The sequence below is a fragment of the Bdellovibrio sp. SBM16 genome, assembly GCF_056175625.1.
This window is the reverse complement of record NZ_JBJKJG010000005.1, coordinates 231131-246925: the sequence shown is the minus strand read 5'-3', so window position 1 is coordinate 246925 and position 15795 is coordinate 231131. Positions and strand designations below refer to the sequence as shown.

Genomic DNA, 15795 nt, shown 5'->3' with positions numbered 1-15795 from the left:
CTCTTCACCGCCAGACTAGACGAGATCTGGTCTTTTGGTTTAGGACCAGACTCGACCGCTGGTTAAGGATTTCGACGAATTAGTTGCTGTCGCTGTCAGCTTTGATGGTGGCTTCTGACCAGTCTTTGAGTTTCCACGAGTACGTAAACAGTAATGCAATCTCTTTTGCATTCTGGGTTTCAATAGAAGTATCTTGCGAAGACATTGCGTAGCGAAGAGTTCCTTTTAAGTACTCTTCGATACGGTCATGGGTAACCGAAAAATCGATACTCTGGCCCGAACCGGAATAAACATCGACGTTACTTACTTTAGTTGATGCTAAAGTGAAATATTTAAGCTCGGTATCAAATCTGAACTTACCTGCCTGGTGAATCATATAACTGACATCAAAGAATAACGATGACACATTGGCCGAATACACATTAACACCGCACAGTGAAACATCGTTTACAGTACAGATACTACCTAAGACCAGGTTCTGAAAGTTAAAGACATAGTACAACTTATCAAACTGGCGAAAACCAAGCCCCACACCCCAGTTACCTTTTTCATAACGGACCTCAGCTTGCAGGCTGGTCAACAAACGGTCACCGCCTTCAATCGGGACACTCTTAATGTCCGGCAACATCTGATTGTTCTGAAGTTCGGCGTATAGAACGGTTTTTACATTTTCATTCCAGTAGTTGTTCCAACCAAAACCGGCGGCTAAATTCAGTTTTGAAAGCAGCAAACCGTCTTTCTGCGCTCCTGGAGCGGCACGGGAGTCGACCCCGTCATAACGGTTATTGTAGCCGCCTAAGGCGGCAAAGATAGCTGAATAACGGGTAATACACTCAGATCCAGTCCACTCACCTTCACAGATCATGCGGTAGCGCAGGGCCTCTGAAATAGTGTCCTGTGATTTCTCAGTAGCTTCGACATCCTGAATCTGTTGCTCGGCAGGTTTAGCAACGATTTCATCAAATTTATCGGCAGGCTTTGGCGGCTCAAGAGGCGGCGGCGCTATCGCTTCTGGTGCTGCCACCGCAGGTTCAGAGGTAAGTAAAACTTTTTCCCAGGTAATACGGCGAAATTCTTTTTCGTCCTGCACTACTTTAAACGGTTTTACCTCTTCTTCACATTGAAATGGCAGATTTACAACCGTTCCAGGCTCGATCACATCCGGGTTTTTAAAATTATTTAATTTGAGAAGATCATTCATCGAGCCGCGGTTACCAAACACAGGCTCAAGACCGAATTTACGAAGTACGGCAGCAGCATGCTCGCCTTTTTGAATCTGATATTTTGTGGTTTTGACAAGCGGCGAGCACGTTACATTTAACGGTGCAGCTTCCGCAGCAGCTGTATGCAACAGCGCCCCAAGGAAAACCCACAGGATAAAAGTTATACTTCGCATACTTAATTATTCGATAACAATTGCAGATTAAGCAAATGATCTTAGCTATTAAAGCTTACTCTTACGGCTCTTCTAGACTAGCCGGAAGTCTGTTTCCGCTGCTATCTGTGCTTAAGCGGTCTTGCTGGGACTGAAACTTAAAGTAGTCGAATTCAGATTTGATTTTTGCATCAGCCTGTAAAGCAGCAGCCTTTTTCTGAAACTCCTGATTCTTCGAAGTCAGCACGTTACGCTGGTAAATATCAGCCAACGACTCAGCAAAAAAGATTTCATTAGGATCTTCATCATAAAATTCTTCGAATAACTTCACTGCACCCGACATTTTATCCTGCTGTAACAGAGCCCACGCCAAGAGTGGCTTGATATTTTTATTCTTAGTTTTAAGATCCAGTGCTTTCTGCGCCAAAAATTCCAGCTCAGCGTAAGGACGCTTTCTTTCATACCAAAGCTCTGCCAGCACCGAATAAATCTCAGAATTTTCCGGATTAATCGCCTTGGCTTTTGCGATCTGCCGTTGAAAGCCCTTCATGTTATTCAATTTAAAATGAATATAGGCAGCAAGAATTCTTAACTTATCGTCTTTTGGAAATGATCTGATACCCTGTTCAACCAGTGCGATCGATTCCACATATCGTTTGCTCCAGATCATATACTGACCGTACTCTTGGTATAACTCCAGCGAATCCGGACGTAACTGATGCGCTCGACGTAAACGGTTTAAGGCAAAATCAACCTGACTGTTTTTCCACTCTAAGCGCGCCAGCTGCACCTGTGCGGTCGGATAATACTCAGACCAAGATGCCAGATTTTCTAACTGCGCTTCGGCGCCATCAATATCGTTCTGCGCCAGGTGAATCTGCGAAATGTAAAACACCGACTGGTCTGATTTCGTGATTTCATATAATTCTTTATATAGTTCTTCTGCACTCGTGAAATCGCGCTTTAAAAAAAGAACGTGTGCAATTTTAAACTCGATTCCGACCGAATCAGGAAATAATTCTTTTTGTTTTTTCAATTCAGCAATTGCATCGTCATAGGCACCGATGCGGATGCACGCCTGCGATAAACGCTCTGACACTTCTAAATCGTAAGGATGGTATTTAGAAAACTTAGTGCCTAACTGGTGCAGATCCTGCCATTTGTGTAGCGCGTACTGCACTTCAGTCATCTTCTTCATTGTTAACAGATCAAACGGTTTGGCTTTTTCTGCCAGCTGCAATTCTGCCAGCGCCGCTTCAAAATTGTTTTTTCTGTGTAAAACTTCATAACGGCCTAAATGCACTCGATACGGCTCTTCGCCGTTTTGTTCTAACTGGGCCAGGCTTTCAAAAGCGCTATCCAGACGGCCCATATTTAAATTCATCTGGTAAATCTTCCATAACGGAAAATTTTCTTTGCGTAAGGCATAAATTTTTTGATTTACAGCAATCACCTTTTCAAAAGAATCAGCTGTTTCGTAAATATCAGACACCAGTTTTAAGCGGGCGTGCTCTAAATGATCAACTGTTTCCAGCTTCTCGAGCTCGATCAATGCCAGGTTGTTCTGGTTTTTTCTATGAAATGAAACACTTAGCCAGTAACGGGCTTCGTTATTGGCAGGATCGTGCAGTAAAGACAGCTTAAAATACTCAACAGCTTTGTTATAATTATTGTCGTTTAAATAACCTAAACCCACGTCTTTGTAATAATTAGTACGCGAAGTCTGTTGTGGAAAAAGATCTGAATAAATCGTTTTTTCTGGAATAACCGGCACCTGGGCACAACCCCAGGTTAAAAGCAGACTTCCCAATAAAATGATCAAATTATTCTTTTTCATCATTCTACTATTCGGCGTCCCCCCGACTGGACTGTACTAGACCGTGGTCTAGATTGCGGCAAAATAAACAAGGTATAGAACTTGAAATATTGGTTTGTAATTACGTTTTAACCCAAATAAAAGGATGTTCTATGAGAAAACTGATCGCCGTTTTAAGTCTAGTGTCAATTTCTTCAACAGTCATGGCCAAAGAAAAGTGTGTTACTTACGACCTTTTAGCTGAACAAGAAAAGCTAAAGAACACAGAAGGCCTTACTGCTGACACACTTCCGTTTTTAATGCAAGGCACTTACAATGTAAAAATGGTGCAGCTATTAACCTGCATCGGCATGAACAAAAAGATCAGCAAAGCTGATTCTGCGTTTGGCGTAGCCTTTATGGAAGATGACTTAAAAGCCCGTCTGCATAAACTTGAACAGGATCGTATTAATTACGAAAACTTACTTAAAGACTCTGAGTTAAACGGAATCGAACGTGAGATCTACTCTCAAAGCTTAGCGACTATCCCGCACCAGATCGAGCAGGAAAAGCGCTCTAACGCATCCATCTTGAGAGGTCTTAAACGCCTGACCAGAGACTTCTAAGCCCAGCCATTCAACCAGACATTAGGCCATTGATTTAACTCCGGTAACGACCGATACCGGAGTTACTATGGCAGAAATAACAGTTTTAAAACAAATTAACGACGCAGCTTTTAAACAAAAAGTTTTGCTTAAACTTATAAATACGAATGCAATCGTAATGCTAAAAGACAAATACGATCGCACTTTGCCATTGAAAATCGAAAGCCTTAAAGAGCAGACTAAGTTCTACTGCAAAGGCGCCGTAAAGCTGGACTTCGATTTTTCGTACTCTGAAACCTACACCGCCCATTTCATGGTCGACACCGAAAAGTACATGTTCGAAACCACACCGCAGATCGAAAACGGTCATGTGGTGTTGTATTTAAAACGTATTTTCCATTTACAAAACCGCCAGACCGTACGTTATAAAGTGCCACCCCAGGCACAGATCAAACTTTTAATTAATGCTCTTAACGAAAACTCTTGTTTATTAGATTGCCAGGTTGCAGATCTGAATTCACATGGCTGTTCGGTGATCTTAAATTCACCGCAAACCGTGTTACAGGCAAAGGATTTAATCGATGCCACCCTGATTAACGGTGACGAAGGCTCGCTGCAGCTTCAAGGTATCATCAGAAATGTGCGCCCGCATGGCCCAGAGCAATTCGCCGTTGGTGTTGAATTTCACCATATGCTATATGCCAGCGAAGATAAGCTGACCTCGATGATCAGTGATCTGCACCAAAAAACCCATTTAAAATCTTCTTAAACAAACAAACGATGCATAAATAAAAAAAACCCGCTTCGGCAAGAAGCGGGTTTTCATCTTTATATGTATAGTCTTTTTTTGTTATTCCATCGCTACTTCTGGAGTTTCTTCATCCGTACACGGTTCAGTTGGAAGCGTCGGATCCGGAATCGGATTAGACGGTGTCGGCGTTTCCGATTGGACAACCGAAGCCGAAAGCCCTGCGATACGTGCGCCGTTGGCGTTGATTTTAGCCGCGCTGTTATTTGACGCCGTACCGGTTGCAAAACCGTTATAATCAATCGCCGGATTCGAGAAACGTGCAATACGGGTGTAAGTACCGTAAGCCATGACTGTTCTGAATCGACCTGACGCATTTTCAAATCCGTCTTCATGTTTTAATCCGATATTGTGACCTAACTCATGCGTAAAAGAGAACTGTTTAAACGCGGTCGTTTTGGTGATCGAAAAGCCGGAAGCATATGTCGAACCGACGTAACCAATACCGGCAGTCGAAGAATTCGCGTAGTAAGCCACTAACGCCACTAAGTCCGCCCCAACTCGTTTACGTTCAGCATGTACAGCATCCCATTTACCATCAGTTGTGCCTTTTAAGGCCGTTAAATCTGAGGTGAACGAGCTTTCAGCCTGAGTAACGGCAATAGTTCCCACCAAACGTAGTGATAAGTTAACTCCACTTGTTTGGTATGCTTTATTCGAATCAGCGACACCCATTTGGATTAACGCTTTAATCGCATCTGCACCGCCGGCATTTTTCATGGCTGCAGGTGTGTAAGCGACTAAAACATCTATCTGCGGAACTGCATCCATAGCGGTTTCTGCCCGGTCATTCGCTGTGCTGCCATCCATTGGCTGCATCATATTAACAGCGTCTGTTCCGCCGCCGTCTTCAGTTAAACAGTCAGTATCTGTTTCATTCACAGCTTTGACTGTATGTACACCATTCCCGGCGAAGCGGATTTCATAGTGCTGTTCTGTTGATTGTTCACCGACGTTAGCCACGATCACATCATTATTAATGACGATAGTTACATCACTCATGTGATCATTTTCAACGCGGCCAGTGGCTACGATATTAGAGTTTGAGTATTTCTTAACATCTTGTAGTACCACACGCACTGACTTGTTATTCAGGAGGGGCAAATGAAAGTTGTTGCTCTTTCTCGTTAATAAACGATTTTTAAATTCAGCAACGTTAATTTTTACGTTGCGGGTTTCAGTTGCGGTTGCAACATCATGAGCATGACCTGCATGATCAGTTGCACTGTTAGTGTTGGCAGAAAATGCTGCTGTCATTCCCTGGTTAGTGACGTCCTGAAATAGATCGTCGTTGTTTTGCATGTTGTCTGCATCTGCAGACATATTTAAAGACGCTGTAGTACGGGCTTCACAAGTTTGACCGTTGTTAGGAGAGGAAGCGACGTACGGTTTTTCATCTGATGATGACGAAAGTAAACAGGATTGTAATACGCTCGTCAGAGTTAAAGTTAATAAAACATTTCTTAATTTTGTGTTAGTTACTTTTGCGTTTTTCATGTGTTGTTAGTGTTACGGGTGATTGACGAAATCACCAAGTCTTCGAAGAAAAACTGTGCAAAGGTCTTTGCGTGCAATGTTAATTTAAATTTGTACGATTGTAATTTGGCGTTTTTTCTTTCTGAGAAATAGTTTTTTTGCTACTATAGTTTTTGAAAAATCAGCTCTTGTTTGCTTCGCGATTTCGCAAAACCTGTGAACAAAAATTTCTGTCTCTTAAACCGCAGTTAAATTATTTTAAACACTTCTTAACACAGATCATAATACCGTTAAAAAACCCGCAAAATGGGGCGAAATACCCGCCGCACCGAGTGTAAAAAGTCTACTAAGCTGCTGTTTTTTCTCAATTTCCTCTAGACTCACGTTGCGAATTACGGCATACGTCTAAATAAATTGTTATTTTGATCAGATCTTAATGAGGGGACCAAGCAGATGATCATCCAAAATCCACAAGCGAATGGTGGGTTGCTGATAGCAACACCTACTCAGGCTAAGAACGAGGGAGTCTTCGAACAGATTCCGCTTCCTGCCTGCCTGCTTGATGTGACGAACACCAAGATCATCCGCTTTAACCGCGCCTTTAATAACTTTCTTGAAGCTTATGATTTAGATATTTCAGAAATTAAATTACCTTACCAACGATTAGCCAAAGGTGACTTGTTATTAAGTGAAGAATTTAGTCTGGTGACCAAGAAAAAACGCCAGGTTTCATTTTTGTTAACTTCGGGCGATCCGCTAGCTGCCGATACAATTGAACGCGCGCATGTGGTTTATCTTAACGACATAACCTACATGAAGAAGATCGAGATAGATCTTCAACACTCAGAAGCCCGCATGGGTCAGTCATCACTGACCTCGCATATCGGCTTTTGGAACACCGATCCGGTCTCAGGCATGTGTTACATCTGCCCAGTGATGGCAAAGGACTGGGGGCTCGATTTCGAGCAAAGCCCAGTGCACTCAGATGTTATCATGAATGCGATCCATCCCGGTGATCGCGCTGAAATCTGGGCTGCCGTCGAAAAAGCCATGTTAGACAGTGTACCATTTTTTTGTGAATACCGTGTCGTTCGCCCTGATGGCAGCATTGTTTGGATTGAGGGCCGCGGCGAATATATCAAAGATATAAATGGCTGGCCGATCCGCTTTGTTGGCACTTCAACAAACATTACTGAGCGGGTTGAACAAAAAAATAAGCTGGTGCAAGAACTTCTCGAGCAAAAAGCACTCGTGGCCCAGCTTAAACAGTCGCAGGCACAGGCCGAATGTGCCAGCAAAAACAAAACGATGTTCTTAGCTAACGTCAGCCACGAAATCCGCACACCACTGACCGCTATCCTAGGGTTTGCCGATTTACTTAAAGACGGCACAGCTTGTGAAAACGAAAGAGCACAGATCATCGAAACCATTAACCGCAACGGCAATTCATTAATTAAGATTATTGATGACTTACTGGCGCTGTCAAAAGTTGAAGCCAATTGCCTTGAACTGGAAAAAACGGCCGTATCGCCGCAACAGCTTTTGCATAATGTGGTTCACCAGTTTAAAACCAGAGCTCGAGATAAAAACATTTACATGCTACTCGATATTCAGAATGAACTTCCGCACGCCATCTTAACCGACAGTGTTCGTTTTGAGCAGGTATTATCAAATCTGATGAGCAATGCGATTAAATTTACCGATCAGGGCGGCGTCATTGTACAGGTCAAAACCTATCCGAAAAAACAGTCTAAATGCGAATTGCAGATCCGGGTCATTGATACCGGCATTGGTTTAACTGAGGAGCAGAAAGAACGGCTGTTTCAGCCCTTCTCGCAGGCCGAGTCGAGCATTACCAGAAAATACGGCGGAACCGGCCTAGGGTTAGCGTTATCCAAGCATTTAGCCGCAGCCCTTGGCGGCGAGCTAAATATCGAACGCAGCGAAAAAGATGCCGGCAGTACGTTTGTATTTACCTTTACTGCCGAAATACCGGCTGCTATGCCGGCTAAAACCGACAAAGTTAAGCCCGGGCAGCAAATGGATTTTGTACCGCTGACCGGTTTTAATATTTTACTGGCCGAAGATTCAATCGATAACCAGTATTTCGTCGATAAGTTTTTAACGAAGCACGGTGCGAATGTAACCGTTGTCTGTGACGGCCACGAAGCATTCAAGTCATGCCAGACAGGAAATTTTGATATCGTGCTGATGGATATCGAAATGCCGAAGATGGATGGCTACGAAGCCACCCGCCTGTTGCGCCGAAACGGTTTTAGTAAGCCGATTCTGGCATTGACCGCGCATGCAATGGCCGAAGAACGCAACAAATCCCACGAGGCAGGTTGCGACGGCCATTTAACAAAACCTATTGATACGTTTCAGCTTCTTTCTGAACTTGAAACTCATTTAAGATCAAATTCCAAAAAGAAACGCTGTTAAGATTCTTTGACTGTGTTTTTCATCTAAATATCAATTTATTTGTTTCATATTGAGCAGCCTTCTTTTAAAGCGATTTAAATTTGCTATCCTAAAACGAGTTTTTTTGCGAACACTTTACACCAATTTAAAAGGAGCTCGTAGATGACAGCAGTTAAAAAGATGTTTCAGGACGAAATGAATGCCGTACAGAAGATGATAGTTAATATGGATTGGCAGGATCCTGAATTCTATGCTGAGTGGCTGGCCCAGACTTATTTTTTCGTCTGCCATTCTACCCGCATTATTGCCTCAGCGGGAGTGCGCTTTCCGATAGAGCGCAATGCTTTGCACAACCGTTTTTTACAGCACGCTTCAGAAGAAAAAAATCACGAAATCTTAGCTATTAAAGATCTTAAACATCTGGGCCGCGACATTAAGGAGTTTTCGCCGCTTCCGGCAACGCAGGCCTTTTACCAGTCACAATATTACTGGATCGACCAGGTTAGCCCGGCATCGGTGTACGGTTATTTTTTAGTGCTTGAATGTCTGGCTATTCACTGCGGTCCGACCTTGATGCAAAAACTAAAACCCCACCACCCCGAAAAAAGTTTAAACTTCTTACGTATTCACGTTGAAGAAGACGAAGACCATATCGAAGAGCACAACGAAGTGTTAGATACGTTTAATGAACAAGAAACCAAAATGATTATCGAAAATCTAAAGGTCAGTGCTTTTATGTACATGCAGATTTTATCGAGCGTTGCAGAAAAGGTAAAACAGAAAAAATCTGCAGGCAAAAAGGCTGCCTAACCGAGGTTTTAATCATGAAGAATAATTTATCACAAACCGACTTTTCATATCATGTGTTTTCGCCGAAAGCCTGGCTTGAAAAAAGCCAGCCGCTACAAGTGCAGCAAGCTTTCGATACATGGCTAAAAGTGTGGACCGACACTTACAAAGGGCGCGACTTTGAAGTTAAGGCCGAGGAGTTTATCAGGCACGATTTAATCTGCGCTATTATGGCTAACAACAATGAAGCCGCAGCAGTACACTGCTATAGCTTTTTTACCCTTGATTCGAAACCGGATATCAGCACCAAGTATTTTCAGTTTTTTTCACCGGGTTTTGTTTCGGGCATGAAACAAAAAAACATCTCGACCGTAATGTCGATGGAATACTTAACCGTAAATGAAAATTACCGCTCAAGCCTGATCGGTTTTTCACTTGGGCGCGCACTCATCCAGCTGGGCGTGCGTTTGTTTGAACAAACCCCGGGCCATGCCATCGTTGCCCCGGCCCGTAAAGATGTTAAAGTGCATGAAATGGCCTATGACTGCGGCTTTACCTGTATTGAACCCGATGTGATTCAGCGCGGTTTTTCCTGTGATATGATTGCGTATTTTAAAGGTGATCACAAAAACGTGTCTGATCCATTTTTAGGAAGAATATGTGATCGTCTGTGGGAGAGTCGAACTATTTCAGAGGCGGTCAGCCAGCACGTTTTACCGGCAGACGTTGCACCGAATGTGATTCCTATTCGAAAAGCGGTCTAACGTTATTGGTTAGAAATTGCTGTTCAGAAAAACGTTTACTTTCGTACTCTTCCTGACGCTGTTTACGAATAGCCTCAGGAGGGGTGTTTACCAGTTCAGCTGAAAGAACGGCAACAAAGCAGTCTTGCGCATTGTGATCTAAATCCGTAAGTGGAGCCACGAACTCAAGTTTGTACATAAATTCGTTCTTTAAAGCTGATGCTGTCTCAACCACAGAATGTGGCGGGATCTCTGAGTAAACAATACGGCGCTCTTTAAGGGCCACAGCCACGTCTGCAAAAATCTTTTCGACGACGGTTGAATCTTTACGGGCAAATAGCTGATCCCAGGGTGTGGTTTCTAATTCATCAAGTGAATAGCTGCAAAGCGAGTAGTAGTTGAAGGTGCGGTAGACCTGGCGGGTCCCCATATAAACTTCAACGATATGATCATTTCTAAGAATATTAAAAAATTCAGCCGGTGGCGCCAAACGCAATGAACGCAGAGCAAACCACAGCAGCTGTTTTTCCTGAACAGCATTGAAGATTTCTTTTTGCTGCGAAGCCATCTGAAAGACTTCTCGGTAGATTTTTAATCGATCAACAATCGAAGCGAAATCCGAATCTGCTAATTTTAAAAGTTTGATATCTCCGGTGTTAGAAAAAACACGAAAAGCAGAACCAAGTTTTTGCGCGATTCTATGCATATCCAGCACGGTCGAGCAAAAGTCCTTAAACGTGCTTGAAAGCTCACGTCTGGCAGGAGTCGAAGCACTTTTTAGAACTGATTCTGTAACCTGAGACATAAAACACCCTTTAGCAATGGCCGAAAAAATTAACCGGCTTTAGATTTCTTTTTCTTCTTGAACACTTTAGCTTCAATAGCGCGTTTTGAATCGGAAACCATAGCATTCACAACTTGCTCACGGTTTAAACCAAGCACATCAATGAGGTGGTGAAAACAATGCGATGGCGGAGCACATAAACCACGCTCCCAGTTAGATACGAATTGCACGTGAACTTTTAACGACTGTGAAAGCTCAGTCTGCGTAAGGCCTGCGCTTAATCTTTTTTCTTTAAGATAAATACCCAAATTGTGAAAATCGCCTGTCTTCATTTTGCTTATCCCCTGCTTCTGCATAATAACTTCTGTTGTAACATCTGTTGATTGCTTCAATATACTGGAAAATTAGCGGCTTTTAAACACCTTCTTAATCAATTTAGCACAACCATTAAAACTTACAGCTTTGTAAATAAATTAAACATAGTCGGCACTGCATATTTATGCAAATAAAAATTTATTTATTGTTAAAATTACTAAACTTTAAAACGTTTAATATGTAAATGCTCCGGAATGATGCCGCCATAAGCCCCGTCGACAAGGGTTTTCGCCGCCCGAAAACTTAAGCCCATGCCATGCCCCGAACACCCGGCCATGATATGCAGATCCGGATTTTCCGCGAGCGCACCGATGAGCATTTGCCCGTCGGGAGAATAGCCCATGATCCCTGCCCACTGCCGGGCGATCTGAGCCTGCGCTCCCAAGCGAAAATGCTGTTTCACGAAATCAAACAGGGCATTTTGAATCACCGGCGTGATGTTATCGGCGTGGGTCTTCTCAGTTTCGGCATCTAAATTACGAAACCCCCCGATCAGCAATTCTCCGGTGGGCAGTTGCCTAAAATAACATAAATGTTTGGTCAGATAACACGGGCCCTTAACGAAGGGTTGTAAAGGTTTTGTTAAAAGAATCTGTCCGCGTCCTGGTACGATTAAACCGGCGTACTTGGCGTTCAGCAAGGGCAGATAGGCATTAACCGTCACAACGACCTTTGCGGCGGTAATTTCGCCTTTGTCAGTCATCAAGCTATGAATCTTAACATTTTTGCTGATACTTTGAACTTCGGTCTGTTCATGAATATGCACATTTATCTTATCCAACAGCAGTGACAAAAGTTTTATCGGGTGAACATAGCCATCACCGCCGTAGACTATACCGCCTTCAAAGCCGGTTACCCCGTAATCCCGGTCCATCTCTTTGGCGTTTACTTCATGAACATCAAGCCCTTGGGCGCGCATAGTTTTGGCCATCTCTTGATAATAAACCCAGCGTTCACTATTGGCTGCCACCGTACACGAACCGGTAATTTTAAAATCAACCGCATCCGCGCGGTCCTGAATAATATGCTCCAGTAAAAGCGAGCGGTTTTCTTCAGAGAATTTCCAGATTTCAACGGCTTTGCTTAAACCGAACTGATCTTTTAATTTAATAAAATGTTCGGTTGATCCACAGGTAACAAAGCCGGCATTTCTGCCCGAGGCGCCGAAACCGATTTTATTTTTTTCGATAATTCCGATTTTTAACTGCGGATCTTTTTGTAATAACCAGTACGCCGTTGACAGTCCGGCAATACCGCCACCAACAATCACATAATCGTAATGTGATAATTTGGTCGTTTCGGTATTTAATTTAAAATCCTGCCAGAACGATTGGGTCATAAATATTTAATCATCTCCACGGCCGTACAGCGGCAGGGTTTACCGTCACGGGTACAGACATAATCGACATCAATCCAGTAATCAGGATGTGTTGCCACCGCTTCAAAACCAAACTTGCTTAAATAGCGGATTGACGAATTATTCGGTGATTCTTTCCAGGCATGGGTCACAATCGCCTCAGTGCCAATTTTTTTGAACAGCTCAATCACGGCATCTGATAGTTTCGGCCCCCAGCCACCCCCCTGCACTTCGGGAGAAATAAACAAACTCTGAAAATATCCGGCTTTTTCCTGCGGCACTTTCCACAGCTCGGGATGCAGTTTTGCACCTTTGCCTTTACTCCACGCGCCCGGCGGATAAGCCAGACGCACACCGCAGACTTTACCGTGGTCATCGACCAGCACGAAAGAATACATCACGCCGTTTAACAGTGATTTTCGATAACACTCTTTCAATTCTTCGGCGCTAAAGTAATTTTCACCGATGGTCACATCGGTGAATTTTTTGATCTGCGGTAAATCATCTAACTGCAAGGGCCTGATCTGCATGTAGTAATCTGCTCACAGGTCTTACTCGTAGTCAATTTCGTATTCACTGGGCTGGCGCTGTACTGAAGAGGCTTCGACAGATTTACCGAATTTGTTTTCGCTGCCATAACCCATGACTTCAACATACTGGCCGATATCGTAAGCCTGAGCCGGGGTTCTGATATCAACCGGTAGACGTACAACCGAACCTTCGGTTAAAACAAACCCAGAGACTTCCCCCGAGGGCTCCCGCAACAACGTTTCGATTTCGCCGCTGACAGTAAGACTGGTTAAATTACGATAGGCCTTCTCGCGCTCTTTGCGAGGCGCAAGCAATTTACCTTTGGCTCTGGCGGCGATCGTAATTTCTTTGGCATTTTTCGGTGTGATGATATGCTCGGCCCACATTGAATTGGTTGTACTTTCTTCTCCCTTAACGGTCACCGTATCACCGACCGCCACACCATCGGTGACCGCCTTTGACATATGACCGGGAAAACGAACCTGCATACCGTCGGTTAAAATAAAACCGTCAACCTCTCCCTCGGCGGTGGTAATAAAACGATCAACTTCACCGCTCACCTCGTAGGTCGTGTTTTGCCCCGTAGATGTTGTCACACAGCTCAGCATAAGAGTTGCCAGCGCGGTAAAAATAACTAGACTTATCAATAGCTTCATAAATAATTCTCCTCCCCATCGGCGGACGATGATAATTTTAAGTTGAATTAACCGAGCAAGGAAAATGCCATGAACCAAAAGGCTGAACTGCCTTACAATCTAGATGAAGATACATCACTGAATTACTACCGTATGGTTATGCTTGTAGCCGGAGCATTTTATTTTTCCTGGTATTTTGCGGTTGAAGCTCTGCTGCCCGGTTCATTTAACCCGTTCTTAAGCCGCTTTGCCGCGGTGATGGGTTTTTGGGGCGTGTATCTTGCGACTTATTTTTCTGAACCAGTCAGAAAAAATATCGAGTGCTGGTTTTCTTTTGCTGCCTGGACTGCAACGCTGCATTTTTATTATTTGTTTTATCACAACCGTATCGATATCGCCTGGGTTTGGGGATGTTATATGGCGGTCATCGCCATTGCGGCCCTGATGCAGACCATGCGCTCACTGATTAGCTATATCGCCTTCGTCATTGTCTTATCGGTTGCGATAGATTACGCCAGCCCCAATTTAAAAAATACGCTGTTCTTACCCGGCATTCTGACGATTTTAGGTGTCGCTTTTGCCGGTTTACGCTCGCGCTTAAATTTGATGAACCAGGTCCGTGACAACGCCATGCAGGTGCGTCGCCTTATTGATTCAGCCTTTGAGGGTATCGGCCTGCATGATGGTGAATTTTTGTTAGATGTTAACGAATCGATGGCAAAAATGTTCGGCTATAGCCGTCAGGAACTTCTGGGAAAAAGTATCTACACCATGTGCAGTTATGAATCAGGGCAACAGGCTGCCGCAAATATCGCCCAACAAAAAGATTCAGCTTACGAGGCTGTCGGCATTAGAAAAGACGGCACCCACTTTCCGATCGAGATTCGCGCTAAAAAACATCTGCTTAAAGATGGCGTTATCGGCCGGGTCGTAGCCATTCAGGACATCACAGACCGCAAAAAAAACGAACAGACCAAAATTCTTTTTGAAGCCTCGCAGGAAGCGTTACGTATCCGCAACGAATTTATCTCGATTGCTTCACACGAATTAAAAACACCGCTAACCAGCATCAAGCTGCAGACCCAAATGACCCAGATCGCTGCAGCCAAAAATGACCCGCACGCCTACAGCGAAGCCCGCATGAAAAAATTTGTCGGTCAGATCGACAAACAGGCCGACCGCTTAACTAAACTGATCGAAGATATGCTGGATATATCGCGTATCTCGCTTGGAAAACTAAATCTTGAAAAAGTGCCGACCTCGCTCAACACCCTGGTTGAAGATACTTTAGAATCCCTGCATGACTTAATCAAACAAAGCGGCAATGAAATCATCTGCAAGCTTGAAAAGGATATCACTGCCAATATTGACCGCTTTCGCATGGAGCAGGTACTGACCAATCTGTTAACCAATGCCATTAAATACGGCGAAGGCAAACCGGTCACAATAACATTAAGCCAGCACGGCAGCGAAATTTCTCTTACAGTAAGCGATCAGGGTATGGGCATCGCCAAAGAAAATCAGCAGCGTATTTTTGCGCGCTTTGAACGGGCCGTTGCCGCAAAGAACATCAGTGGCCTGGGATTAGGTCTCTACATTTCACAGCAAATCGTGCAGGCCCACCAGGGAACGATCATTGTCCAGAGTGCTCCGAGTGAAGGAGCTTGTTTTATCGTAAATATTCCCGCACACTGAGTCTGAATTTATATGATTAATAGCAAAATTCTTTTAGTTGAAGATGACATTGACATTCAGGACAACCTTAAAGCTTTTCTCGAGATGGAAAATTTCGAAGTCGCATCGGCCTCTAACGGCAAACAGGCGATCGAATTTATGCAAAAAGAAAAGCCGCTGATGATTCTTTTAGATCTAATGATGCCGGTCATGAACGGCTACGAGATGCTGGCCGAAATGAAAAAGCGCGATTTACACCAAAAAAATCCGGTGCCGATCATTTTACTGTCTGCCGCAACTGATATCGAAGAAACAGCCCGCACCCAGATTGTTAAATTTATCCGTAAGCCCATTGCTTTAGATAAATTGTTGCTCACCATCAAAGAAATCCAGAACAAGGTCTAAAATCAACGGGCCTAAGATATGC

Annotated in this window: 15 protein-coding genes; 7 read left to right on the top strand and 8 right to left on the bottom strand. The window is 43.8% G+C overall.

Annotated elements, in window-relative coordinates; genetic code table 11:
* Positions 1–79 precede the first annotated feature (79 nt).
* Together AC04MM_RS06740 and AC04MM_RS06735 are read right to left on the bottom strand one after the other, a co-directional pair.
* Complete coding sequence (locus tag AC04MM_RS06740; RefSeq protein ID WP_475379567.1) at positions 80–1396, bottom strand: LysM peptidoglycan-binding domain-containing protein; 1317 nt, start codon at positions 1394–1396, stop codon at positions 80–82.
* A 61-nt stretch (positions 1397–1457) separates the two neighbouring features.
* Positions 1458–3215 carry a tetratricopeptide repeat protein gene (locus tag AC04MM_RS06735; protein ID WP_475379566.1) on the bottom strand — a complete coding sequence of 586 codons (1758 nt, stop codon included), beginning with the start codon at positions 3213–3215 and terminating at the stop codon, positions 1458–1460.
* A 128-nt stretch (positions 3216–3343) separates the two neighbouring features.
* Between AC04MM_RS06735 and AC04MM_RS06730 the strand changes: the two genes are divergently transcribed.
* Together AC04MM_RS06730 and AC04MM_RS06725 are read left to right on the top strand one after the other, a co-directional pair.
* The gene (locus AC04MM_RS06730; RefSeq protein ID WP_475379565.1) at positions 3344–3796 is read left to right on the top strand and encodes a hypothetical protein; all 453 of its coding nucleotides are present in this window, start codon (positions 3344–3346) and stop codon (positions 3794–3796) included.
* A 67-nt stretch (positions 3797–3863) separates the two neighbouring features.
* A complete protein-coding gene (locus AC04MM_RS06725; RefSeq protein ID WP_475379564.1) occupies positions 3864–4544 on the top strand; it encodes a PilZ domain-containing protein in 681 nt (226 codons plus the stop codon).
* An 81-nt stretch (positions 4545–4625) separates the two neighbouring features.
* Here AC04MM_RS06725 and AC04MM_RS06720 read toward each other — a convergent pair whose 3' ends face one another.
* Entirely contained in the window at positions 4626–6080 is a 1455-nt protein-coding gene (locus tag AC04MM_RS06720) for a reprolysin-like metallopeptidase (RefSeq protein ID WP_475379563.1), read from the bottom strand.
* A gap of 432 nt (positions 6081–6512) precedes the next feature.
* On the opposite strand from AC04MM_RS06720, the gene AC04MM_RS06715 reads away from it, so the two are divergent.
* From AC04MM_RS06715 to AC04MM_RS06705, 3 genes are all read left to right on the top strand, one after another.
* The gene (locus tag AC04MM_RS06715; protein WP_475379562.1) at positions 6513–8501 is read left to right on the top strand and encodes a PAS domain-containing hybrid sensor histidine kinase/response regulator; all 1989 of its coding nucleotides are present in this window, start codon (positions 6513–6515) and stop codon (positions 8499–8501) included.
* Positions 8502–8642: 141 nt separating this feature from the next.
* On the top strand, positions 8643–9290 hold the full coding sequence (locus AC04MM_RS06710) for an iron-containing redox enzyme family protein (RefSeq protein ID WP_475379561.1): 648 nt from the start codon (positions 8643–8645) through the stop codon (positions 9288–9290).
* 14 nt (positions 9291–9304) lie between these two features.
* Positions 9305–10033, top strand: coding sequence for a hypothetical protein (locus tag AC04MM_RS06705; protein WP_475379560.1), 729 nt, complete (start codon positions 9305–9307; stop codon positions 10031–10033).
* Here the strand turns inward: AC04MM_RS06705 and AC04MM_RS06700 are convergent.
* The 5 genes from AC04MM_RS06700 to AC04MM_RS06680 form a co-directional block, all read right to left on the bottom strand.
* Positions 10014–10817, bottom strand: a complete 804-nt coding sequence (locus AC04MM_RS06700; RefSeq protein ID WP_475379559.1) for a hypothetical protein — start codon at positions 10815–10817, stop codon at positions 10014–10016. The genes AC04MM_RS06705 and AC04MM_RS06700 overlap by 20 nt on opposite strands.
* A 29-nt stretch (positions 10818–10846) precedes the next feature.
* Positions 10847–11128: a helix-turn-helix domain-containing protein gene (locus AC04MM_RS06695; RefSeq protein WP_475379558.1), complete on the bottom strand. Its 282-nt coding sequence runs from the start codon at positions 11126–11128 to the stop codon at positions 10847–10849.
* 200 nt (positions 11129–11328) lie between these two features.
* A complete protein-coding gene (locus AC04MM_RS06690; RefSeq protein ID WP_475379557.1) occupies positions 11329–12510 on the bottom strand; it encodes an NAD(P)/FAD-dependent oxidoreductase in 1182 nt (393 codons plus the stop codon).
* Positions 12507–13058 (bottom strand): N-acetyltransferase family protein, encoded by a 552-nt coding sequence (locus tag AC04MM_RS06685; protein WP_475379556.1) that lies wholly within the window; start codon positions 13056–13058, stop codon positions 12507–12509. Before AC04MM_RS06685 ends, AC04MM_RS06690 begins: the two co-directional genes overlap by 4 nt.
* 21 nt (positions 13059–13079) lie before the next feature.
* Complete coding sequence (locus tag AC04MM_RS06680; RefSeq protein ID WP_475379555.1) at positions 13080–13715, bottom strand: hypothetical protein; 636 nt, start codon at positions 13713–13715, stop codon at positions 13080–13082.
* Between the two features lie 69 nt (positions 13716–13784).
* On the opposite strand from AC04MM_RS06680, the gene AC04MM_RS06675 reads away from it, so the two are divergent.
* Together AC04MM_RS06675 and AC04MM_RS06670 are read left to right on the top strand one after the other, a co-directional pair.
* Positions 13785–15389 (top strand): PAS domain-containing sensor histidine kinase, encoded by a 1605-nt coding sequence (locus tag AC04MM_RS06675; protein WP_475379554.1) that lies wholly within the window; start codon positions 13785–13787, stop codon positions 15387–15389.
* 12 nt (positions 15390–15401) lie between these two features.
* Positions 15402–15773 carry a response regulator transcription factor gene (locus AC04MM_RS06670; RefSeq protein WP_475379553.1) on the top strand — a complete coding sequence of 124 codons (372 nt, stop codon included), beginning with the start codon at positions 15402–15404 and terminating at the stop codon, positions 15771–15773.
* Positions 15774–15795 lie beyond the last annotated feature (22 nt).